The following is a 19768-nucleotide window of genomic DNA, read 5'->3' as shown; positions in this document are numbered from 1 at the left end:
GCTTCGGCATCTGGAATAAACTCTGCGGGGGAAATCAGCCCTTTTTCGGGATGCACCCAGCGCACTAAAGCTTCGGCGCTCACGATTTTTCCAGTCTGGACATTGACCTGCGGCTGATAGTAAACTTGGAATTCTTCTCGTTCCAAGGCTGCACGCAAATTTGTTTGTATGTGCTCTAATTTTTCGGCGGCTTCTTGAAGCAATTCGCTGCTTGGCGATGGCAAATTATGCTGCTGTTGGACTAAAGCTGCTTGTTTTTTCAAGCGGCTGGATACCGCCCCTACAAGTTCAGCTTTACTAAAAGGTTTAGTCAGGTAATCATCTGCTCCCAATTCCATGCCTTGCCGCATTTCTGAACGTTCGGCTTTACCTGTGAGAAAAACAAAAGGTACTGTAGCAGTAACAGGGTGCGATCGCAAGGCAGCAAGCACCCCGTACCCGTCAAGTTCCGGCATCATCACATCGCAAAGAATCACGTCGGGAAGACTTGACACCGCGGCATTTAAACCCAGCGCTCCATTTTCTGCACCCGTCACGTCGAAACCTTCGGCTTTGAGGAGTTTGAGAATATTCTCTCTAATTACTCGATCGTCCTCAATCACTAGAATCTTGTTCATACGTCATTCCCTGAAAGCGATATAATTGACCCTGTAGTTGAACCCGATCGGTGTGAGAATAGCTGAAAACGCACAGCTCGATGGGCCCAACAGCCGAATATTTTCCGACAAAAATAGCCAACCCCTGAAAAATGCTAATTTTCCAAGGACAACTAGATTAATGTTTCTCTGCTTACTTAGGGCCGTCCGTATTATTACGAGGTTAGTTAATAAATCTCTAAACTAATTCTAGGCGATCGACAGTTAGCATCGCTCTAAATAACTGCTAAAATGGTTGTGCCGCTAGAGCGATCGGCTGCAAACAATCTCAGCCTATTTATAACAGTTGCGAAAAACAATGCAACTGCAAGCAACTTTAAAACCCTTGCATAGTAAGTCTTTGCTCATTATTTAGTGTAAAACCTCAAATCAAAAATTAAAAATGACATTACCAAGTGGATTCCCTGAGCCGGCACAAATTGGCGTCATAGAAGTTAAGCAATATCCTCAGTACCGCGCTGTCACCTACACCCACGCAGGCGATTTGCGACAAGCTACAGGAATCGCCTTCAATCCCTTATTTGAACACATCAGCAACAATCAAATTGCGATGACAACGCCAGTAGAAGCGCGCTACACGGCAACTTCCGAGCAAATCGATACAGTTCCGGTTGCAGAAGTTTCCTTCCTGTATCCCGCACCAAATATCGACCCCAGCAGCGTTAACTCTGCTGTGGAAATTACGGATACTTCACCGATGACAGTTGTCAGCATCGGCGCGCGCGGGGCCTACAGTTGGGAAAGTTACGAAAATAACCTCCAGAAACTCAAAGATTGGCTTCAAGAACATCCCGAATACGAAATAGTCGGGCCGCCGCGCCGCTTTTTTTACAACTCCCCGATGACACCAGAAGCAACTAAAATCAGCGAGGTGCAAATTCCGATCCAACGCCGCTGACGTGAACGACTAATTCGCGAAAGTGGCCGCGCTGGCGGTGTTCCCAGAGATAAATTCCCTGCCAAGTTCCTAACAATAATCTACCGCGCGCGATCGGGATTTGTTCGGAAGTATGAGTCAGCGCAGTGCGAATGTGCGCCGGCATATCGTCTGGGCCTTCCGCATCGTGAATGTAACTCGCGCCCTCCGGTACAAGTTTAGCCAAAAAGTTAGCCAAATCCTGAAGTACATCCGGGTCAGCATTTTCTTGAATCACCAAACTAGCAGAAGTGTGACGCAAAAATAAGCTACAAAGTCCCGTTTCTATACCCGAATTTGCCACCGCATCTTCTATCTTAGGAGTGATGTTGTACAGAGACTTTCCTGTAGTTTTAATCTTGAGTATTTGTTGGTGATGAAGCATTCGATTTTAGATTTTAGATTTTAGATTTTAGATTGTGGGTGAAATTTTAGCAATAATCTTCAGTCGGCGGAGGCCGACTTCGTTTGTGTAGGTGCGATTTCAATCGCCGTCATTAGATTTTATATCAATTCCGGTGTTACCGGAATGATATAGAGGAGACGGCAGTGCCGTTTCCCTACAATGTTATTTTGGGTAGGGACTAAGGCCAAGCCGTCTCCTAACTTGGACTAATAATTCCGATGCAACCGGAAACGATATTAAACTTGAGACGAGATTATTGCAAAACTCTTGAGTCGGCGGAGGCCGACTTCGTTTGTGTAGGCGCGATTTCAATCGCCGTCTTATATTTTAAACTTATCCAAAATAGTTTACAACAGCTTGGGCGAGATTCTCAGTACCATTTTTATCCAACTTATCCGACAAACGCGGCGGATGCAGCGGCTGTCGCAAAAACTCCCAATCCCCCTCAAAAAACTCCGCCGCCGTCACCACTTGATGTTCCGCATAATTTTTCAGCCACTCCAACAACACCTCAGCTTCCGCAAAACCTTCTCTCATAATAGAAACAACAGGTATTTCCAAGCGCAAAGCTTCCGAAAAAGTGCTGTATCCCGGTTTAGAAACCAAGCGCCCGCAGACAGGCATCATATCGACCGGACGCGGTAAAATTGGGAAAGATTGTGCAAACTCTGGATTTTTGACTTTAATCAAATTCGGCAAATCGGGAGCCCCCGCATCAAAACTAATAAATTGCCAATCGCTAAATTGCTGTAAATTTTGATAAGGAATTGCTTCTAAACCCAAGCCGCCAAAAGTCAGCAATACAGTTTTTTCCAGCGGTGATTTAATGCCGAATACTTCCCGAATTTCATCGTTACTGTAGCGAGGATTGCCGCCCGTCAAGCCGACATCTTGAATGTTGGGGAAAGCTGCCATCGGTTCGTGCAAAGGCAGGCGAAAAAGCCGATCGCACTTTCCGAAACATTCACCAATCCAATCAGCCATTTCTACAAACTCCCCGCCCCAATCTCGATAGATAAAATCCCAGCCAAAATTGCCCATCATCCAGCAAGGAACCCCAGCCGATGCCGCCATTCGCGCAGCCAAAGGAGGAATATCTGCCAACACCAAACCCACGCGATTTTGCTTAAGAAAATTCACTTCGCCTGCAATTAGCGAATTTTGCTTTTTCCGAATTTCCCGCAATTTTTCCAGCGTCGCTTCTTTGTCCATATGCAAACTATCAGCCTGCACGACACCCACATCAAAAGCGCGCGGACGGAGGATAAAGTCGCCAGTAATGTAACATTCTAGCAGCCAGCGAGGTGCAGTTGTGGTGATAATTAGTAAAATATCTGGATTGAATTCTTGAATTTTTGCAGCTACGGAGGAAACTCGGACAGCGTGGCCGAATCCGTGATTGGTGATGGCAATATATAATGTTGGTCTAGACATTGATAATTAGGAATTGGGGAATGGGGAATGGGGAATTGGGAATGGGGAATTGGGAATTGCTCGAATAAAGACGGCGGTTGAAACCGCTCCTTGTAAAACAAAGTCCCAGCAGAGGGGGACTAAGAATACTGAGTTTTCACATACTGTTTTATCACAGAATTCAAACTAAACAAATTTATCTTTTCTTCTTCTATTGCATCCAATAAAAAGCGATTTCCCAGAGATCGCACTGCATTGACTATTTCTGACGGCGAAAACTGTATTTTGTTAAAAAAATGAGACACAGCAACGGGTTCAGGTTGATTGGCCAGGTGAACCATCACGGCCAATTCTGCCGCAGTCAAGCGCCCAAAAGGTTGGGACAATTGAAATTGCAACCCTTCATCTAAAATCGGCATTTCGCACTGAAAAAACTCCGAAACTCTCCCGCAAAACAACTCTTGAATCAGCGTTGCAGTCAACTCCAACCACAGGGGATTGCCTTGATAAATATCAATTAATGTTTCCCATGTTTGCTCATCGGATAACTTTTGGGATTTCAAAATATCTTTAGCAGCTATTCCTAAACTTCCCAATACAAAACACCGCACGGGATGATTATCTTTTGATAATCTGGCAATTTCTCTGGGTTTTTCCCAACTATTCAATATCAAACAACTTTGATGGCAGACTTCGGCAATTAGTTTAAAAAATAACTGATAATCTTCATATCCAGTTTTATATTGTCCCGCTAGTTGTCGGCTGCTAAAAAGCATTTGCACGTCATCGAGGACAATCAGACACCGGTATTTTCGCAGGTAATCGAGGATTTGGGAAATTTTGGTTTCGATGTTTTGGGGAATTTCGGATGGTTGGGAAAAGATTTGCAGCAGGTTGGTGAGGGTTGCGTCTAGGGTTGGGGAAAAGCGGAGGCTGCGATAGATGACGTAATCGAAGCCGGTTTTGATTTGGTCAATTAGGCTTAGGGAGAGGGTTGTTTTGCCGATGCCGCTGATTCCGAGGAGTGCGATGAGGCGTGTGCGATCGTGTGTTATCCAGTTTTCGAGGGTGGAGAGTTCGGAAGTGCGATCGAAAAAGGTGAATATTTCGGGCGCGTCGCCTAAGTCGATGTGGAATTGTTTAGGAGTTGGTTGGGTTTTTTGCGGTTCTGTTGGACTTCTCGCCCTTTCTTGACAAATGTTGAGGTTGTTAATCGCTACATAATCTCTACCTACTCTACCGATAGCTGATGAAAAGTTATCAAATTTCGCTTTTTCTAATATTGCTCTAAAATTTCTTTTAGTAATATCTTCTCCCAATCCCTCTGAAAATATTTGCCATAATTCCGAACCGATATCTCTGGTATGACCTTCACTGGAATGAGTCGCTTCAGCAATTTCTGGGTATGTCCGACCTTGTAAGGTTCCTTCAAGGATAGCTTTTTGCAGATAGTCTATATGTTCTCCCGTCTTGGCGAAGATTAGTTCGTCGGCGAGTTTTAAGACTTCTGCGATTTCCATAGGTCAGTAGTGTGCTGCGATTTGTCGTATTATATCCGACTTTCCGACATTTCCGACAAGATTCCGACATTTCCGATCGGGTTGTCGGAGGAAAGTCCCGACATTTCCGATATTGCCAAACTCATCCTTGTACTATACTTAAGATCAAGTCAGTATTATTAATAAGGAAAAAGTCGATGGCTGATTGGCCTGATAATGCTCAAAAAATTGGTGATGATTGCTACTACAAGGTGGATAGCAGTGGAACTCAGATTCTACTGGGCAAAACTGAAGATGATATTGACCGGAATTATAGTGGTTCAAAAAACCATGTTCACTATTACAAAGAAAATGGGAGTTGGTATGTTAGAACTACGGAGGGAAGTGTACGCCAAGAAATATACGCAAAATATGGTGGTTCTAGGAGGGAAGATGACACAAGAGGAGGCTACGGAAACAGTCTGTATGGAACTACAGGTGCATCCGTTGATGAAGGACTTAGTAGTTGGTTGGACTCATTACTGGATTAATTGTGATTAGAAAAGTTGCGATCGCCCACATTGACGGTAAAAGTTAAAGGTTGGGCGATCGCTCCCTCGAATCTACTATGCGGTAGTGGGAAGGACGGGAGAAGGTGCAGGGGGCGATCGCCCACATTTACAGGAAAAGTTAAAGGTTGGGCGATCGATCACAAAAATGTACTGATTTATTGTTTTAAAATCTTAAATGGGAGTTAAAAAATGGGTAAAATAACTGAAGATGATTATATAGGAAATCCTGCCATCGTATTGTTTGAACACGCTTCCGAATTATATTTAAAAGCCCTAGAATGTCAGAAAGCACAACGTTATGAAGATGCTCTTGTCAAATATAACAGTGCTTTAGGTTTATTAGAGACTTTTTTTAAGTTTTGCGAAAGCGATACGAATATCGTTTCTCTACCAAGCAAAATTCTTTTTCTTTTTTTGCTCTTTGACTTAGTTGATAAAGTTAAAAACTGTTATGGTGAACTTAGAGAACCTTATAAATTCTCAGTATTCCAGAACTTTTTTTTGGAAATAATAGAGACAATTGGGAAATATGAAAAAGCCTTAAATCCCAAGCAAGTTATTCTCTATAAAAATAGAACTAAAGCAACAAAATCAACTTATGAAAAAATTCCATTAGCTGAATTTACTACAGCAATTTTAGAAGAGACATCTCAAGTTGGTGATAATTCAGATGATCCCACATTTATAGAACTGGTTTCAAATTATAAAAAATGTTGTTCCTATAAAACATTTCTTGTACCATCCAAAGGAGTTGTTATTGAGGATAGTAGCTCTTGCTTCATTGCCACAGCAGCTTACTGCACTTCCGCACACCCAGACATCGACACCTTCCGCAATTTCCGGGACAAAAAACTTTTAACCAATACTGTTGGTCAAGTGTTAGTCAGCTTATACTACAAGATCAGCCCTAGCATCGCTAACTATGTGAAGAGGCAACCAGTCATCAAAAGCTTTTTAAGACAACAGCTAGAGCGTTTAGCTGAGTGGATGCGTAGCCGAGAAGTTAAAAGTTAGTACAGTTTTAAAAAGAACTATTTAAGAAGCAGTGGGGAAATGCGATCGCCCTTATTTCCCCAAAGTACGATCGCCCGTTTCTTCCCAAGTACGCCCTTTTCTTCCCAAAGTGCGATCGCCCTTATCTTCCCGAAGCGCGATCGCCCTTTGCTTTTCCACACCAAACTAATTAACACCCTATCTAAGCGGTTTTCTAAACCGATTTCCATCGGGTTCTACAACCACAAATGCCCCTTTTAGTTCTGCTTCAGAGTAATTTTCTATAACTCCTGCTAGTTCCTTGTGAACTTCATTCACCATTTTAGGTAAGACTCGAAGATAAATCACACCCATTCCGATCGCCCTCACAAAAACAAGATTTCCGTAATCTCTGTCTCGCGTAACCAGGATGCGATTTTCTGCTTGGGCTACTCTAAGTATTTCTTCATCACTTGCTTGCGCTAGACCCATTTGAGCGACAACAATTACATCATGTCCTGCATCAATCAAAAACTTTGTGGTGACAGCATACACATCTTGATCAATCAGAAATTTCATAATTTAAGCTAATGCCAAATGCACATCTTCAGCCGCCACCAGTGCGATCGCATAACGCAAGCACGCCCGAATATCATCCATTTCCAAGTCGGGATAGTAATCTTGGATAATTTCTGCAAAAGAAAGCTCTTCATTTAGTAATTCGAGAACGCTTTGTACAGTAATTCGCGTACCCGCTATGCAAGGCTTACCGAAGTGAATTTGAGGGTTGACGGAGATTCTGTCCATTTTGACCGCAGCGCTATCTGTTTCTTCTATTTTAAGTCATCAGGTAGGCGATCGCAACTTGTCTTTTTTCAGCAGTGAGCCGATCGCCCTTATCTTCCCAAAGTACGATCGCCCTTTTCTTCCCAACGTACGATCGCCCTTAATTTTCCTAAAGTACGATCGCCCTGATCTTCCCAAAAGTACGATCGCCCTTATCTTCCCATCCAAAAATAATCGCTCAAATTCTCAAATTATCCAACACTAAAACCGTTAACCCAGGTAAAGAAGGCAACCGCGCATCATTTGTCAAGAAAAACGAAGCACCCTCACAGATAGCTGTAGCCATTTGAATAGAATCGGGCGATCGCAAATTGTAAGTTGCTCTCAGTTGTGCCGCTGTTTCAGCAATATCTGGAGTTAATTCAACAACAGTTAAACTTTCTTGATTCATCAATATTTCACGATATTCTTGAGCCAAGGCAGTATTTTTCTGTCGTAGGGGATGAACTAGCACTTCTACGAGCGTTACTGTTGATGTCACTATCCTAAAATCACCGCGATTAAACGATCTAAAGAAAAGCAGCATCATCTCTAGATATTTTGGATTTTGCTCCATAAAGTAAATCAAAGGCGCAGTATCCAATCCGACAACTTGTCCCTGTAGCTGAGCTATCCATTCCATGAATCTCTTTCCCGATCCACATATTCTTGAGCATCAATCCCCTGCCAAATTTCCTTACCCAAGCCTGATAATTCTAAAATACTGCGCTTCGGCTTAGGAATCACCCGTTGACGAATATGTGCAAACAATTCAGAGATGAGTCGCATTTGCTCATCTGGTGCAAGTTTTAAAACCTGAGTCAGTACCGTGCTGTAAGTAGACATAGACTCTGCATTAAGATTTTTGGGCTCATTGTTATTATAGCAATTTAGGAGCGAGGGAAGTACGATCGCCCTTATCTTCCCTGCATTGCGCCCTAATACACTTCACGACGATGAGCGATCACAGTCACAACCACCCGCTTTTGCTCATCATCAATGTCATAAACAACCCGATAATCTCCAACGCGATAGCGATAGTATCCAGCTAAGTCGCCTTTGAGTTGCTTAATATTTGGATCACTGCGAGGGTCAGTTTTCAACATCTCAAAACATCGATCTAGCTTGCGTTGTAAAGAAGCTGATGCTTCTTCAAAAAACTCCTGAGCATCAAAGCTAAGAACGACTGAATAAAACTTTAGATTTTCATCAGTATTTTCGTTTGAGTTGCTCAACGGTCGTCACCTTACCTGCTGCTACATCTTTTTGGGCTTTGTTAAATGCTTCAACAAAACCGGGAATTTTCAATAATTCTTTCGTAGCTTCATTGCTTTCACGTTCTGCTAAATAAGCTAAGAAATCAGCAGCAACGAGCAGCCGTTCAGGAGATAAGCGATCTATGGATTCCTTGAGGTTCTGGCGAAGTTCTTGACTTTTCATAGTTCATAGCTATTGAAAATTATTAGAGCTACCTGCCTGATTATACCAGATAGTCTGAAATTTCGCTCTTGCGATCGCCCTTATCTTCCTAAAGTGCGCCCTTATCTTCCTAAAGTGCAATTAAACTTGACCAGGCAAATCCAACGCAATTAATAGAGCTTGATTCAGCAGAAGTATTGCTTCATCACTAAGCATTCCTCGTAAACTCAATAAACGAGATTTAGATAATACCCGTACTCGATCAGCCATAGCGATAGAATCGTTGGTTAATCCACCGTCGGGAGCTTTAATTAATACCTGAGTGGGATAAACTCGTTTACCAGTTTGATAAGTAGTGCAGGGAATAGCCAAAACTACAGGGCTATATGTATTGATTGTAGCTCGACTAACGATGATAACAGGACGGGTTCCTCCTTGTTCAGAACCCTCAACAGGTTCAAGTCGAGCATCATAGACTTCTCCCCGGTTCATACAGGAGATTCTCCCAATTCCAACGCTTCCCAACTCGCTACCGCAAACTCAGCCTCCATCTGTAGCACTTGAGCTTGATACTCTGGATCTTGTGCCATTTCAATCAGTGCTGCATCAATGGACGATCGTTTACCCTGAGTTTTGGTTCTTACCCGATCGCGCATCAATGCTGACAATACTTCTAAAAGTTGCTGTTGCTCATCAGGAGTGAGACTTTGAGCCTGACTCAGTACCTCGTTATAAGTAGACATAGGCTTTATGTTGAGATTTTTTGGCTGATTGTTATTATAGCAATTTAGGAGCGAGGGAAAACCGATCGCCCTTATCTTCCCGAAGTACGATCGCCCTTAAGTTAATCATAAATTTCTCTCCGGTGTCCAATCTGGTGAATAGTAATCACATTTAAATCATCATCAAAAGAATAAATTACCCGATAATCACCCACTCTTAACTTAAAGAAACCTGCCAGATTAGCCGACAACGGCATAGGAGTAATTTGTTCAAAATTTTCAGCCAACTAATTGATTTTATTACCTATACGCTCCCGCACAGGCTGAGTCAATCTTTCTTGGTTAACCAGAGCTTCTGCTGTCAACTCAACCAAATAGCTCATTACGCCTTCATGCCGAGTTTTTGGTAAACTTCCCCAGCTTCGATGCTGCTTTCTCCTGCTTGCTTGCGCTTCATTGACTCTAACAATTTCAGCTTGACTTCTTCCTTAACTTCTAAACCTGCATCAGCATCGCCCAAATATTCTTCTAAGCATTGTTCAACGGTATGCCGAATCAAGTCCCGCAGTTGCTCAACTGTCATATCTTTGACTTGCATATTAATCTCCTAGTCTGTGGGATTATCGATAAATTATAGCAACTTTCTTTGAGCCAAACCCAATCAAACTGATTTTGGCTCAAAGAAAGTGCGATCGCCCTTATCTTCCTAAAGTGCGATCGCCCTTATCTTCCCCAAGTGCGATCGCCCTTATTTATAGACATCACCGCGAGAACCAATCAGAGTCACAATATATACCTCATTATCCGTATCTTCTACAAAAAGTATCCGATATTTACCCACTCGCAGCCGGAACTCAAGACGACCTTTGAGAGGCTTAATGTCAAGTCCTGTCGAGTCTGTCACCAGCGCATCTAAAGCCTTAACAATGCGGACTTGATCGTCCAGTTGCATCCGTTGTAAATACCGCTGTGCTGATTTTAGGAGAATGTAGTCAGTCACTTTTTTCTCCGAACAGCTTCAACTTAAGTTCTTTTGAAGATATTCCCCGATCGCGCCCCGCTAAATAATCTGCCAATGCTGATTGGCTTTCTGCTATCTCTTGGGCTGAAATCACATCATCATCGCCTTCAACTTCAACCCCCTGATGAATGATCTTTCTCAATTCCTCTAATAATCGGAGTTGGTCAGTCAGTGCGAGGCGTTGAACTTGAGTTAGTACCTCATTATAAGTCGGCATAGACTTTTTGCTGGTATTTTTTAGCTCTAACTCTAATATATACTGATTTTGGCTGGAAGTGCGATCGGCCTTATCTTCCCGAAGTGCGATCGCCCTTATCTTCCCGAAGTGCGATCGCCCTTATCTTCCCCTGCATGGCAATTTAGTTTTGAGGAATCTTGGCATAAACTTTGATGCTATCACCTGCGCTTCAAGCTCAGCACGCTGAGAAAAAAGCTCGACAGAACCATCTGCAAACCGACAGTCAGGCAAGTGAGAGAGGGAATAACCAAACGCAAAGTTTTAGATGGATCGAGAGAACCGAAAGCTGTTTTGCTCCAGATAGTTAATGACAAAAACGAGCCAACTATTCCGATTAAAATCAGCGCGACTCCGACAATCAATCCTGTCTCTAAGCTAACATACCGAAATATTTTATTGAGTTTTGGGTCTTCGGGCAGCAGTTTTTCGCTGATAGCAAAAACTTTGGTGAAAAAAGCGAAAGTTACTGCTTCAAAACCGATGATAATTGCGATCGCCCCATAAAGCAGCGTATGTACATCAAAGTTGATACTTCCTACCTTTCTGCTGCCCGGTAACAGCCAAACGACGATAATTAGACCCAAAATCATCAGCGCCACACCCGGATACAAAAACAGCCAGCGAGGACTGTAAAGCAACAAAAATCGCAGGTGCCGCCAGCCATCTCGCCAAGTTCGCAAGTGCGGCGGGCGGCTGCGCCCGTCGGGAGAGAGTACCGTTGGGACTTCAGCGATTCGCAATTTGTACAGAGAGGCTTTGACGACCATTTCGCTAGCAAATTCCATCCCCGTTGTTTGCAAGTCGAGTTTCAAAATTGAGTCTCTCCTAAAACCCCGCAATCCGCAGTGAAAATCGCCGGCGGGACTTGCAAAGAATAACCGCCCAACCCATGTCAGCACCGGATTTCCTAAATATTTGTGCAGCGGCGGCATTGCACCGGGTTTGATGCCTCCTTGAAAGCGGTTTCCCATGACTAAATCGCAGCCTCCCCGCAATTTTTCGACAAAAGCACCGAGGTTGGAAAAGTCGTAGCTGTCGTCAGCGTCGCCCATGATAATATAAACTCCGCGCGCCGCTGCGATGCCTCCCATCAGGGCGCTGCCGTAGCCTTTGGCTGCTACGGACACGACTCGGGCATCCATTCTGCTAGCAATAGCTTGGGAACCGTCAGTGCTGCCGTTGTCTGCTATGATTACTTCGCCGACAATATCGAGTTGGCGCAAGGATTTCTGTGCCTTCTCGATGCAAATTTCTAAAGTTTCTGCTTCGTTGAGGCAGGGCATGAGTATCGATAGTTCGAGAGTGTTTTCCCCGCTTGCTTTGGTCTGTTCTGCCATTTGTTTTTTCTGCTCTCGATCGCGATCGACAATAGTTTATTTTCCAGGATCTATGCTTAAAATATTAGTGGCGAATAAAACCTAACAAAACTTTAATAAAGTTTTTTAGGTTTTGGGGGACGGCAATTTTTGATTGTACTATAGGTTAGTAAAGTTATGAATAGAAGCGTTTTTCTGTTATTGCTTGCTGCAATTTTGTGCGGCGTCGCAGGTCAATTTTGTCTCAAGGCAGGAGCTAAAATATTAGGGCCGATTGGCGCTGCTAATTTAATGGAAAAAGTTGTAGCAATGGCAACTCAGCCGTTGATAGTAGGCGGTCTTTCTTTGTATGCAGTTTCTTCGATCGGCTTTATCGTAGTTCTGTCCCGCGCCAACCTTAGCATAGTCTCGCCTTTACTGTCAATTAGTTACCTGTTTACTGTTTTGGGCGGCAAACTTATATTTCACGAGCCTTTACCGCCGCTGCGCTTGGTAGGCGTGGGCCTGATTATGACTGGAGTAATTTTTGTACTCAAGGGTCAAGCTGGGGGAGTTACTGGAGGCAACTAGCGATGCTTTTAAGATTGACGCTTGATACCAATTTTTTATGAGGCCCCGTAGAATTCGATCCCCCCTAGCCCCGATCGAAGGGGGGGACTGGAAGCTTCTTGAAGTCCCGCTTTTTAAGGGGGATTTAGGGGGATCGAGATATGTGCAACTTCACATTAAATTGGTATGAGTGCTGAATTGATAACTTAGGTCACAGGGTGTATTTGAGCCTTCTGTTCTGCAATAATGTTGCTGTATGTCTAATATTTATGAGCCTGTGAATCCCCATCAATTATCGATCGATCGCACTGCAATTCTTGCTACAATGCACCAAAAAGAACGGGTGATGGCTCCCATTTTGGAACGAGAATTAGGCGTAAAAATTGTAGTTTCATCAGAGCTTAATACAGACACTTTCGGAACATTTACTAGAGAAGTTAAACGCTTAGGAACTCAAATAGAAGCCGCCCGCCAAAAAGCCGAAAAAGCTCTAGAAATTGCCGGCGAAACTCTTGCCTTTGCGAGCGAAGGTACATTCGGCCCTCACCCAATGATGCCCTATCTGCCAGCTAATCGAGAAATCGTAATTTTATTAGATCGAGCCAACAATCTCGAAATTATCGGCGAATCATTGTCTGTAGAAACTAATTACAGTCACCAGTTAGTTGCCACTCTAGAAGAAGCAGATGATTTTGCAAAAAAAGCTGGATTTCCCGAACACGGACTGGTGGTTGTAGTTGGCGATGCTGCACTCGGAAATGGTGAAATTGTCAAGGGCATTGTCACAGAAAAACAACTTTTTGATGCTGTATCAGCGGGCTTGAAAAAATCATCAACTGGCAGAGTTCACATCGAAACAGATATGCGGGCGATGTACAATCCCACTCGGATGAAAAATATCGAAAATGCAACTTTCGATTTAGTTAAAAAATTCAAACAATTCTGCCCGGAGTGCGGTTGGCCGGGATTTGAAGTTACTGACAGAAAAATCGGATTGCCCTGCGGACTTTGCTATTTTCCGACTCAGCTCGTGCGATCGACAATTTATAAATGCAAAAACTGCAGTTATACTAAAGAAGAACTATTTCCCGACAATCGAGAGACTGCCGATCCCGCTCAGTGTCAGTATTGCAACCCTTAAAATTAAGTTACTAATGATAGCCACAGCAACCGAACGCAACTGGAAACCCGTTATTAAAGAATTTGAAACCGTAGTCGGTAAAAACGGGGTAGTGCAGCGCCGCGAAGAATTGATTGTATACGAGTGCGACGGGCTCGCCAGCTACCGCCAGCGCCCCGCTGTGGTAGTGTTGCCGCGCACTACCGAGGAAGTGGCAAATGTGGTCAAAATATGCGATCGCAATTCCATTCCCTGGGTAGCTAGAGGCGCAGGAACCGGGCTTTCCGGCGGCGCTTTACCCGTAGAAAACTGCGTGCTGATTGTCACAGCCCTGATGCGAAAAATCCTAAAAGTAGACTTAGAAAATCAGCAAGTAGTCGTACAGCCGGGAGTAATTAATAACTGGGTAACGCAAGCAGTTAGCGGGGCAGGTTTCTACTACGCACCAGATCCTTCCAGTCAAATTATTTGTTCGATTGGCGGCAACGTTGCCGAAAATTCTGGCGGCGTTCATTGCCTCAAATACGGAGTCACAACCAATCACGTTTTAGGATTAAAACTGGTACTTCCCGACGGTTCCATTGTCGATGTCGGCGGCGAAATTCCCGAAATGCCCGGTTACGATTTAACAGGTGTATTTGTCGGTTCCGAAGGTACTTTAGGCATCGCCACGGAAGTTACTTTGCGAATCCTGAAAGCGCCGGAATCGATTTGCGTTTTGTTGGCGGATTTTGCCAGTATCGAAGCAGCGGGCGAATCGGTTTCCGATATTATCAGCGCCGGCATTATTCCGGGCGGCATGGAAATCATGGACAATATCAGCATCAATGCTGTAGAAGATGTAGTAGCAACTGGTTGTTATCCCCGCGATGCGGCGGCAATTCTGCTGATAGAAATTGACGGTTTAGAAGTGGAAGTTGCCACAAACAAACAGCGAATAGCCGATATTTGCAAGCAGAATGGAGCGCGAAATATCACGACTGCCCACGACCCGGAAACGCGGATGAAAATTTGGAAAGGGCGGAAAGCTGCTTTTGCGGCGGCGGGTCATCTCAGCCCGGATTATTACGTGCAAGACGGCGTAATTCCGCGCACGCAAATGGCTTATGTTTTGAAGGAAATTGAGGGTTTGAGCGAGAAATACGGCTACCGGATTGCAAATGTATTTCACGCGGGAGATGGGAATTTGCACCCGCTGATTCTGTACGATAACTCGGTAAAAGGTGCGTTGGAAAAGGTGGAAGAATTGGGCGGAGAAATTCTCAGGCTGTGCGTGAAAGTCGGCGGCAGTCTTTCGGGGGAACACGGCATCGGTGCTGATAAGAAGTGTTTTATGCCAGATATGTTTTCGGAGGTAGATTTGGAGACGATGCAGTGGGTGCGTCAGGTGTTTAATCCGAAAGGTTTGGCGAATCCTGGGAAGATGTTTCCGACACCGAAGACTTGCGGGGAAGCGGCGAGGGCTAAGGTTGAAACTATGAAGAAGTTGGAGGGTGCGGAGGTTTTTTAATTCCCCAGATAAGACGGCGGTTTAAACCGCGTCTATACAAACGATGTCCGCCTCCGCGGACTGAAGAGAGATGCAGACGGCGGTTTAAACCGCGTCTATACAAACGATGTCCGCCTCCGCGGACTGAAGATGGTAACATAATTTTCATCGGCTACTCTTCTCTTCAACCCGCGGAGGCGGGTTTTGCCTGTGTAGCCGCGGTTTCAACCGCCGTTTGCTGCATCTACTGCATCTACAAACATTTTTTATTATGGCTAACTAGGCTAATGTGCGATCGGCATTTTGATAGTAAATTCCGTGCCTTTGCCCAATTCCGAAGTGCAATATAATTCGCCTTGGTGTTTTTCTACAATAATTTGATAGCTAATTGACAAACCCATTCCCGTGCCTTTACCAACCGGTTTGGTAGTAAAAAATGTATCGAATATGCGCTGCTTGACTTCCTCACTGATTCCCGGCCCGTTGTCGGAAATTTTGATTTCTACAAAATTGCCTACAACTTCTGTGCAAATTTTAATTAGGCTGGGATTGTCTCGCATTTGTTGAAAACTTCGCTGAGTATTCCCATCACTTAAAGCATCGATCGCATTGCTGAGAATATTCATGAAAACTTGATTTATCGGCCCCGCAAAACACTCTACCAGCGGTAATTTGCCGTATTCTTTGACAATGAGAATAGGTGGAATTTCGCCGTTTCCTTTCAAACGGTGATTGAGAATTAGCAGCGTGCTGTCAATACCTTCGTGGAGGTTAACAGGTTTCATCTGTGAATCGTCGTGCCGCGAAAAGTTCCGCAGCGACTGCACAATCTGGCAAATCCGCTCGACGCCAACGTTCATTGAAGACAGGATTCTGGGTAAATCTTCAACTAAAAAATCGAGTTCGTTATCTTCTCTTTCCTGTTGAATCTCCGCGACTGGATTGGGATAGTGCTGTTGGTAAAGTTCGAGGTGGTGAAACAATTCTTGAGTATAATTTGTGAGATGAGCGAGATTGCCGTAAATGAAGCTGACGGGGTTGTTAATTTCGTGAGCGACTCCGGCAATTAGCAGCCCCAAACTAGACATTTTTTCGCTTTGAACTAATTGGGAATGAGTGGATTTTAGTTCTTCTAGTGCTGCTGCTAGTTGAGCTGCTTGTTCTCTGCTTTGTGCTTCGGAATTATGCAATGCTTCTTCGGCTTGTTTGCGATCGGTGATGTCTCTCTGTACGCCGATGAAATGAGTTAATTTTCCCGTTCTATCGCGCACTGGAGATATTGACAAAGCATTCCAAAAAGCGGTTCCGTCTTGGCGGTAATTTTTTAATCTTACCTGACATTCGCTCTCTGTTTTCAATGCTTGGTGGATGGTTTTTAGCGCATCGGAGTCTGTATCGCTTCCTTGCAAAAATCGGCAGTTTGTACCGATAATTTCCTGTCGCCGATAACCTGTCATGCTTTCAAATGCGGGATTGCAATAAATAATTGGATGTTCTGGGTTAGTTGCGTCAGAGATGACAATTCCGGTGCTGGTAGCTGCCATAGCCCGATCGTACAACCAAAGCATTTCTTCTGCGCGCTTGCGATCGGTAATGTCCCGCAGCGTCGCTAAATAAGCCATTTCTCCTTCCCATTCCGTTTCCACCACCCGCACTTCTACCACAGCATTTGCTTGCTGCTGGCGAATAACTTCAACTTCTGTTTGCACGACGCGAATTCCTGCTGCATCTGTTTCTCCAGCTTGGGGAATAATATCCGCATCCATCTCAATGTCGCAAGCTAAACCTTCTACTACCAAAGCGCCAAAAAATTCTTGGCCTAAAAGTTCATCTGCTTTGCAGTTAAACAGCGCTTCTGCTGACGGGTTGGCAAAACAGACAAGTCCTTGTTTGTTGACGATTGCGATGCCGTCGGCGTTTTTGGAGATTGCATTCCGAAACCGAGATTCGCTAGCTTTCAAATCCTGCTTTAGCTGTTCCATTGTTCGCTGCATCTGCTGCATTTCGCACAAACTCAGACTGTAAGCTTCTGAAAAGTTGGCCTGTGTCGATTTCTCTGTTGATTTTTCGGGCATATTTTGACAGTTTGTTCGATCGATCGTGTTGTTAACAGTTTTTTGCTGGGGACAGCTAATATTACTGAGCTTATTTTCTGAATCTGCTTGTTTAAAAAACATATTTTAACCCTATCCAATTATTTTTTTTATTAAAGTGTTGATATCGTTTTATTTTCTTTTCTGTTTAGAGATTGAACAATTCACAACCCATGCTAGCACATTACTTTTATAATTCATCCTAAAATATCCTTAAGATTCTAGAGCGATCGCCATCGAATTATCTATTAAACTTGACATCTTGCACCGTTGTCAAGAACGGGCTCTCCGGCCTGTTCTCAAACAAGTAATTGAGAATGGTGCAACATCTCAGTTATACTTGACTAAGTAATTTCAACAGCACAGGCAGTTGTGTAGGGAGACGGACCGTGAAGGCGAAAGATGTCTTGCAAGCAGGGATTGCATGGGACAAAATAACGCGAGCGGCGCGCCAGCCATCAATATTTACAAATCATTGCTAAGTATAAACTATCACATACTTTAAAAATACCCTGCCCAAAAGCCAACTCATCTTTAAAGAGAACAGTAATAGTTACCGATTATCAAATCATGTCGTTTCCGGTTGCTTCAGAATGATTTAACTTTTCTAGGGCGCAGAGAATACAGAGGAAGAGAAGAGAGAGATAAATACAGGACGATGAAGCGCGGATTTGATCTGACTCGATTTTACAATTGGGATGCTGCCGGATTTGATATCATGTCCCTACCGCCAGATTTGATATAGAATATAACCTGTCTATTTTTGCGATCGCAACTTCAAACCAATGGCACGTCTAGCACTTCTGAGCGTATCCAACAAAACCGGGCTAATCGACTTAGCGCGCAGTCTAGTAGAAGAATTTGAATTTGACATAATTAGCAGCGGCGGGACAGCAAGCGCCCTCAAAGAAGCCGGAATCCCAGTCACAAAAGTTGCAGAATATACTGGTTTCCCCGAAATTTTGGGAGGGCGAGTCAAAACACTTCACCCGCGAATCCACGGAGGCATTTTAGCGCGCCGCGATGTAGCGCAAGATATCGCAGATTTAAGCGAAAATCAAATTCGGGCGATCGATCTAGTTGCAGTAAATTTGTATCCGTTTGAACAGACAATTGCTAAACCGGGAGTAACTCTAGCAGACGCGATCGAGCAGATAGATATCGGCGGGCCCGCGATGCTGAGAGCTTCAGCTAAAAACCACGCTCATTTGACAGTTTTGTGCAATCCCGAACAGTACAATACTTATTTAGCAGAACTGCGGGAAAACGGCGGGGAAGCTTCTTTAAAATTCCGGGAAAAGTGCGCGCTGGAAACCTTCAAACATACAGCAAACTACGATCGCGCGATCGCAAATTATCTCAGCAGCCAATCCGAGCCAGAATCGAAGCTACCACAAGATTTTAACGTAGCGGGAACAGAGCTGCAAACGCTCCGCTACGGCGAAAATCCCCACCAAGCGGCCACCTGGTATCAAAGCGGAAGTGCACCCACAGGCTGGACGACTAGCACCATCCTGCAAGGCAAAGAATTAAGCTACAATAATTTAGTAGATTTAGAAGCAGCAAGGCGGTTGATTGTAGAATTCCCGGAGACTCCCGCCGCCGCTATTCTCAAGCATACAAATCCCTGCGGCACAGCCTTGGGAACAACTATTTCCGAAGCGTATCAAAAAGCTTTCGACACCGATTCAGTCTCAGCTTTCGGTGGAATTGTCGCCCTCAACCGCCCGATTGATGCTGCTACCGCAACGGCGTTAACTAAAACATTTTTAGAATGTATTGTTGCGCCGGGGTGCGAACCAGAAGCGGAAGAAATCATCAAGAAAAAGGCGAAAGTTCGAGTATTAATTTTGCCCGACTTGACTCAAGGGCCGCCGCAAACTGTTAAAATTATTGCAGGTGGTTTGCTGGTACAAGACTCGGATAATGTAGTAGAAGAAACTAGCAAATGGCGCGCAGTTACTGACAAACAGCCGACTGCTGATGAGTTGGCAGAGTTGCTGTTTGCTTGGAAGGTAGCGAAACACGTTAAATCTAATGCGATCGTTGTAACGCGCGATCGCACTACAATCGGTGTCGGTGCGGGACAAATGAACCGCGTCGGATCGGTTAAACTAGCATTGGAACAAGCAGGAGAGAAGAGTCAAGGAGCGATTTTGGCTAGCGACGGCTTCTTCCCCTTCGACGATTCCGTAAAAACGGCGGCGGGCGCGGGGATAATTGCGATCGTCCAACCGGGAGGTAGTATGCGCGATAAAGATTCGATCGCAGCAGCCAACCAACTCGGAATTACAATGGTTTTCACCGATATCCGCCACTTCTTACATTAGGAAATATACCTAGCAATTTTCAATTGTGTATCATAGGGTAGGGATATAATAGTGTTCGGGGATGTCAATAAGCGCCTAATTTTTTTGTATCCCTCGTTGATAGCAGAGTCTAGATCCCCCTAAATCCCCCTTAAGAAGGGGGACTTTGAGAAGAATCCTCTCCCGTCTTAAGACGGGAGACTGTGACACTCTTATCCCCTACTAAGACGGGAGACTGTGACACTCTTATCCCC

The 19768-nt window shown here is 44.3% G+C and carries 27 protein-coding genes; 7 read left to right on the top strand and 20 right to left on the bottom strand.

The genetic code is table 11. The features are described 5' to 3' along the window. Window positions 1–617: response regulator transcription factor (locus WBA89_RS06140; protein ID WP_424404753.1), on the bottom strand; the 617-nt coding region annotated here is incomplete at its 3' end. A gap of 421 nt (window positions 618–1038) precedes the next feature. On the opposite strand from WBA89_RS06140, the gene WBA89_RS06135 reads away from it, so the two are divergent. After that, on the top strand, window positions 1039–1554 hold the full coding sequence (locus tag WBA89_RS06135) for a heme-binding protein (RefSeq protein ID WP_424404751.1): 516 nt from the start codon (window positions 1039–1041) through the stop codon (window positions 1552–1554). On the opposite strand, the gene WBA89_RS06130 is transcribed toward WBA89_RS06135, so the two are convergent. The 3 genes from WBA89_RS06130 to WBA89_RS06120 form a co-directional block, all read right to left on the bottom strand. Beyond that, complete coding sequence (locus tag WBA89_RS06130) at window positions 1520–1957, bottom strand: secondary thiamine-phosphate synthase enzyme YjbQ (protein WP_424404749.1); 438 nt, start codon at window positions 1955–1957, stop codon at window positions 1520–1522. The two genes, WBA89_RS06135 and WBA89_RS06130, sit on opposite strands and share 35 nt — an antisense overlap. 354 nt (window positions 1958–2311) lie before the next feature. Further along, window positions 2312–3412, bottom strand: coding sequence for a glycosyl transferase (locus tag WBA89_RS06125; RefSeq protein ID WP_424404747.1), 1101 nt, complete (start codon window positions 3410–3412; stop codon window positions 2312–2314). Window positions 3413–3531: 119 nt separating this feature from the next. Then, window positions 3532–4911: an ATP-binding protein gene (locus WBA89_RS06120; protein ID WP_424404745.1), complete on the bottom strand. Its 1380-nt coding sequence runs from the start codon at window positions 4909–4911 to the stop codon at window positions 3532–3534. A gap of 176 nt (window positions 4912–5087) precedes the next feature. Here WBA89_RS06120 and WBA89_RS06115 point away from each other — a divergent pair, with 176 nt between their 5' ends. Then, complete coding sequence (locus WBA89_RS06115; protein WP_424404743.1) at window positions 5088–5420, top strand: hypothetical protein; 333 nt, start codon at window positions 5088–5090, stop codon at window positions 5418–5420. Between the two features lie 210 nt (window positions 5421–5630). After that, the gene (locus tag WBA89_RS06110; RefSeq protein WP_424404741.1) at window positions 5631–6455 is read left to right on the top strand and encodes a CFI-box-CTERM domain-containing protein; all 825 of its coding nucleotides are present in this window, start codon (window positions 5631–5633) and stop codon (window positions 6453–6455) included. A gap of 17 nt (window positions 6456–6472) precedes the next feature. Here the strand turns inward: WBA89_RS06110 and WBA89_RS06105 are convergent, their stop codons facing one another. From WBA89_RS06105 to WBA89_RS06035, 15 genes are all read right to left on the bottom strand, one after another. Further along, window positions 6473–6664 carry a hypothetical protein gene (locus WBA89_RS06105; protein WP_424404739.1) on the bottom strand — a complete coding sequence of 64 codons (192 nt, stop codon included), beginning with the start codon at window positions 6662–6664 and terminating at the stop codon, window positions 6473–6475. Next, window positions 6633–6992 carry a DUF5615 family PIN-like protein gene (locus WBA89_RS06100; protein ID WP_424404737.1) on the bottom strand — a complete coding sequence of 120 codons (360 nt, stop codon included), beginning with the start codon at window positions 6990–6992 and terminating at the stop codon, window positions 6633–6635. Before WBA89_RS06100 ends, WBA89_RS06105 begins: the two co-directional genes overlap by 32 nt. Window positions 6993–6995: 3 nt before the next feature. Beyond that, entirely contained in the window at window positions 6996–7220 is a 225-nt protein-coding gene (locus WBA89_RS06095) for a DUF433 domain-containing protein (protein ID WP_424404735.1), read from the bottom strand. 39 nt (window positions 7221–7259) lie between these two features. After that, window positions 7260–7427 (bottom strand): hypothetical protein, encoded by a 168-nt coding sequence (locus tag WBA89_RS06090; protein ID WP_424404733.1) that lies wholly within the window; start codon window positions 7425–7427, stop codon window positions 7260–7262. Window positions 7428–7437: 10 nt separating this feature from the next. Further along, a complete protein-coding gene (locus tag WBA89_RS06085; RefSeq protein WP_424404731.1) occupies window positions 7438–7881 on the bottom strand; it encodes a type II toxin-antitoxin system VapC family toxin in 444 nt (147 codons plus the stop codon). After that, window positions 7869–8084: a hypothetical protein gene (locus tag WBA89_RS06080; protein WP_333332157.1), complete on the bottom strand. Its 216-nt coding sequence runs from the start codon at window positions 8082–8084 to the stop codon at window positions 7869–7871. Before WBA89_RS06080 ends, WBA89_RS06085 begins: the two co-directional genes overlap by 13 nt. A gap of 92 nt (window positions 8085–8176) precedes the next feature. Further along, entirely contained in the window at window positions 8177–8473 is a 297-nt protein-coding gene (locus WBA89_RS06075) for a type II toxin-antitoxin system RelE family toxin (protein WP_424404728.1), read from the bottom strand. Beyond that, the gene (locus WBA89_RS06070; protein ID WP_424404726.1) at window positions 8448–8678 is read right to left on the bottom strand and encodes a hypothetical protein; all 231 of its coding nucleotides are present in this window, start codon (window positions 8676–8678) and stop codon (window positions 8448–8450) included. Before WBA89_RS06070 ends, WBA89_RS06075 begins: the two co-directional genes overlap by 26 nt. A gap of 120 nt (window positions 8679–8798) precedes the next feature. Further along, window positions 8799–9149 (bottom strand): type II toxin-antitoxin system PemK/MazF family toxin, encoded by a 351-nt coding sequence (locus WBA89_RS06065; protein WP_332979802.1) that lies wholly within the window; start codon window positions 9147–9149, stop codon window positions 8799–8801. Next, window positions 9146–9400 (bottom strand): hypothetical protein, encoded by a 255-nt coding sequence (locus WBA89_RS06060; RefSeq protein ID WP_424404724.1) that lies wholly within the window; start codon window positions 9398–9400, stop codon window positions 9146–9148. Before WBA89_RS06060 ends, WBA89_RS06065 begins: the two co-directional genes overlap by 4 nt. Before the next feature lie 101 nt (window positions 9401–9501). After that, window positions 9502–9666, bottom strand: a complete 165-nt coding sequence (locus tag WBA89_RS06055) for a type II toxin-antitoxin system RelE family toxin (protein ID WP_424404722.1) — start codon at window positions 9664–9666, stop codon at window positions 9502–9504. Between the two features lie 95 nt (window positions 9667–9761). After that, the gene (locus tag WBA89_RS06050; protein WP_424404720.1) at window positions 9762–9977 is read right to left on the bottom strand and encodes a hypothetical protein; all 216 of its coding nucleotides are present in this window, start codon (window positions 9975–9977) and stop codon (window positions 9762–9764) included. Window positions 9978–10127: 150 nt separating this feature from the next. Further along, the gene (locus WBA89_RS06045; protein ID WP_424404718.1) at window positions 10128–10379 is read right to left on the bottom strand and encodes a type II toxin-antitoxin system RelE family toxin; all 252 of its coding nucleotides are present in this window, start codon (window positions 10377–10379) and stop codon (window positions 10128–10130) included. Continuing rightward, window positions 10372–10617, bottom strand: coding sequence for a hypothetical protein (locus WBA89_RS06040; protein ID WP_424404716.1), 246 nt, complete (start codon window positions 10615–10617; stop codon window positions 10372–10374). The genes WBA89_RS06045 and WBA89_RS06040 overlap by 8 nt, the downstream gene beginning before the upstream one ends. 179 nt (window positions 10618–10796) lie before the next feature. Next, on the bottom strand, window positions 10797–11975 hold the full coding sequence (locus WBA89_RS06035; RefSeq protein ID WP_424404714.1) for a glycosyltransferase family 2 protein: 1179 nt from the start codon (window positions 11973–11975) through the stop codon (window positions 10797–10799). 156 nt (window positions 11976–12131) lie between these two features. Between WBA89_RS06035 and WBA89_RS06030 the strand changes: the two genes are divergently transcribed. From WBA89_RS06030 to glcD, 3 genes are all read left to right on the top strand, one after another. Next, on the top strand, window positions 12132–12524 hold the full coding sequence (locus WBA89_RS06030) for a transporter (protein ID WP_424404712.1): 393 nt from the start codon (window positions 12132–12134) through the stop codon (window positions 12522–12524). 235 nt (window positions 12525–12759) lie between these two features. Further along, complete coding sequence (locus tag WBA89_RS06025) at window positions 12760–13644, top strand: DUF6671 family protein (RefSeq protein WP_424404710.1); 885 nt, start codon at window positions 12760–12762, stop codon at window positions 13642–13644. Window positions 13645–13657: 13 nt separating this feature from the next. After that, on the top strand, window positions 13658–15133 hold the full coding sequence (gene glcD / locus WBA89_RS06020) for a glycolate oxidase subunit GlcD (RefSeq protein WP_424404708.1): 1476 nt from the start codon (window positions 13658–13660) through the stop codon (window positions 15131–15133). 263 nt (window positions 15134–15396) lie between these two features. Here the strand turns inward: glcD and WBA89_RS06015 are convergent, their stop codons facing one another. After that, complete coding sequence (locus WBA89_RS06015) at window positions 15397–17289, bottom strand: PAS domain S-box protein (RefSeq protein ID WP_424404706.1); 1893 nt, start codon at window positions 17287–17289, stop codon at window positions 15397–15399. Window positions 17290–17990: 701 nt separating this feature from the next. On the opposite strand from WBA89_RS06015, the gene purH reads away from it, so the two are divergent. Then, entirely contained in the window at window positions 17991–19535 is a 1545-nt protein-coding gene (purH, locus tag WBA89_RS06010; RefSeq protein WP_424404704.1) for a bifunctional phosphoribosylaminoimidazolecarboxamide formyltransferase/IMP cyclohydrolase, read from the top strand. Window positions 19536–19768 lie beyond the last annotated feature (233 nt).

This window comes from Microcoleus sp. (assembly GCF_049646505.1).
In the GTDB taxonomy this organism is placed as follows: Bacteria; Cyanobacteriota; Cyanobacteriia; order Cyanobacteriales; family Microcoleaceae; genus Microcoleus.
This window is presented reverse-complemented; position numbering and strand designations above follow the sequence as displayed.

What these genes read in the sequence shown, in the direction of transcription:
- WBA89_RS06115 (WP_424404743.1), top strand. Translation starts at nt 5,088, where the DNA reads ATGGCTGATTGGCCTGATAATGCTCAAAAAATTGGTGATGATTGCTAC.
- WBA89_RS06050 (WP_424404720.1), bottom strand. Translation starts at nt 9,977, where the DNA reads ATGCAAGTCAAAGATATGACAGTTGAGCAACTGCGGGACTTGATTCGG.
- WBA89_RS06100 (WP_424404737.1), bottom strand. Translation starts at nt 6,992, where the DNA reads ATGAAATTTCTGATTGATCAAGATGTGTATGCTGTCACCACAAAGTTT.
- WBA89_RS06095 (WP_424404735.1), bottom strand. Translation starts at nt 7,220, where the DNA reads ATGGACAGAATCTCCGTCAACCCTCAAATTCACTTCGGTAAGCCTTGC.
- WBA89_RS06070 (WP_424404726.1), bottom strand. Translation starts at nt 8,678, where the DNA reads ATGAAAAGTCAAGAACTTCGCCAGAACCTCAAGGAATCCATAGATCGC.
- WBA89_RS06060 (WP_424404724.1), bottom strand. Translation starts at nt 9,400, where the DNA reads ATGTCTACTTATAACGAGGTACTGAGTCAGGCTCAAAGTCTCACTCCT.
- glcD (WP_424404708.1), top strand. Translation starts at nt 13,658, where the DNA reads ATGATAGCCACAGCAACCGAACGCAACTGGAAACCCGTTATTAAAGAA.
- WBA89_RS06120 (WP_424404745.1), bottom strand. Translation starts at nt 4,911, where the DNA reads ATGGAAATCGCAGAAGTCTTAAAACTCGCCGACGAACTAATCTTCGCC.
- WBA89_RS06105 (WP_424404739.1), bottom strand. Translation starts at nt 6,664, where the DNA reads ATGGAAATCGGTTTAGAAAACCGCTTAGATAGGGTGTTAATTAGTTTG.
- WBA89_RS06030 (WP_424404712.1), top strand. Translation starts at nt 12,132, where the DNA reads ATGAATAGAAGCGTTTTTCTGTTATTGCTTGCTGCAATTTTGTGCGGC.
- WBA89_RS06085 (WP_424404731.1), bottom strand. Translation starts at nt 7,881, where the DNA reads ATGGAATGGATAGCTCAGCTACAGGGACAAGTTGTCGGATTGGATACT.
- WBA89_RS06080 (WP_333332157.1), bottom strand. Translation starts at nt 8,084, where the DNA reads ATGTCTACTTACAGCACGGTACTGACTCAGGTTTTAAAACTTGCACCA.
- WBA89_RS06015 (WP_424404706.1), bottom strand. Translation starts at nt 17,289, where the DNA reads ATGTTTTTTAAACAAGCAGATTCAGAAAATAAGCTCAGTAATATTAGC.
- WBA89_RS06025 (WP_424404710.1), top strand. Translation starts at nt 12,760, where the DNA reads ATGTCTAATATTTATGAGCCTGTGAATCCCCATCAATTATCGATCGAT.
- WBA89_RS06130 (WP_424404749.1), bottom strand. Translation starts at nt 1,957, where the DNA reads ATGCTTCATCACCAACAAATACTCAAGATTAAAACTACAGGAAAGTCT.
- WBA89_RS06125 (WP_424404747.1), bottom strand. Translation starts at nt 3,412, where the DNA reads ATGTCTAGACCAACATTATATATTGCCATCACCAATCACGGATTCGGC.
- WBA89_RS06035 (WP_424404714.1), bottom strand. Translation starts at nt 11,975, where the DNA reads ATGGCAGAACAGACCAAAGCAAGCGGGGAAAACACTCTCGAACTATCG.
- WBA89_RS06040 (WP_424404716.1), bottom strand. Translation starts at nt 10,617, where the DNA reads ATGCCGACTTATAATGAGGTACTAACTCAAGTTCAACGCCTCGCACTG.
- WBA89_RS06065 (WP_332979802.1), bottom strand. Translation starts at nt 9,149, where the DNA reads ATGAACCGGGGAGAAGTCTATGATGCTCGACTTGAACCTGTTGAGGGT.
- WBA89_RS06135 (WP_424404751.1), top strand. Translation starts at nt 1,039, where the DNA reads ATGACATTACCAAGTGGATTCCCTGAGCCGGCACAAATTGGCGTCATA.
- WBA89_RS06110 (WP_424404741.1), top strand. Translation starts at nt 5,631, where the DNA reads ATGGGTAAAATAACTGAAGATGATTATATAGGAAATCCTGCCATCGTA.
- purH (WP_424404704.1), top strand. Translation starts at nt 17,991, where the DNA reads ATGGCACGTCTAGCACTTCTGAGCGTATCCAACAAAACCGGGCTAATC.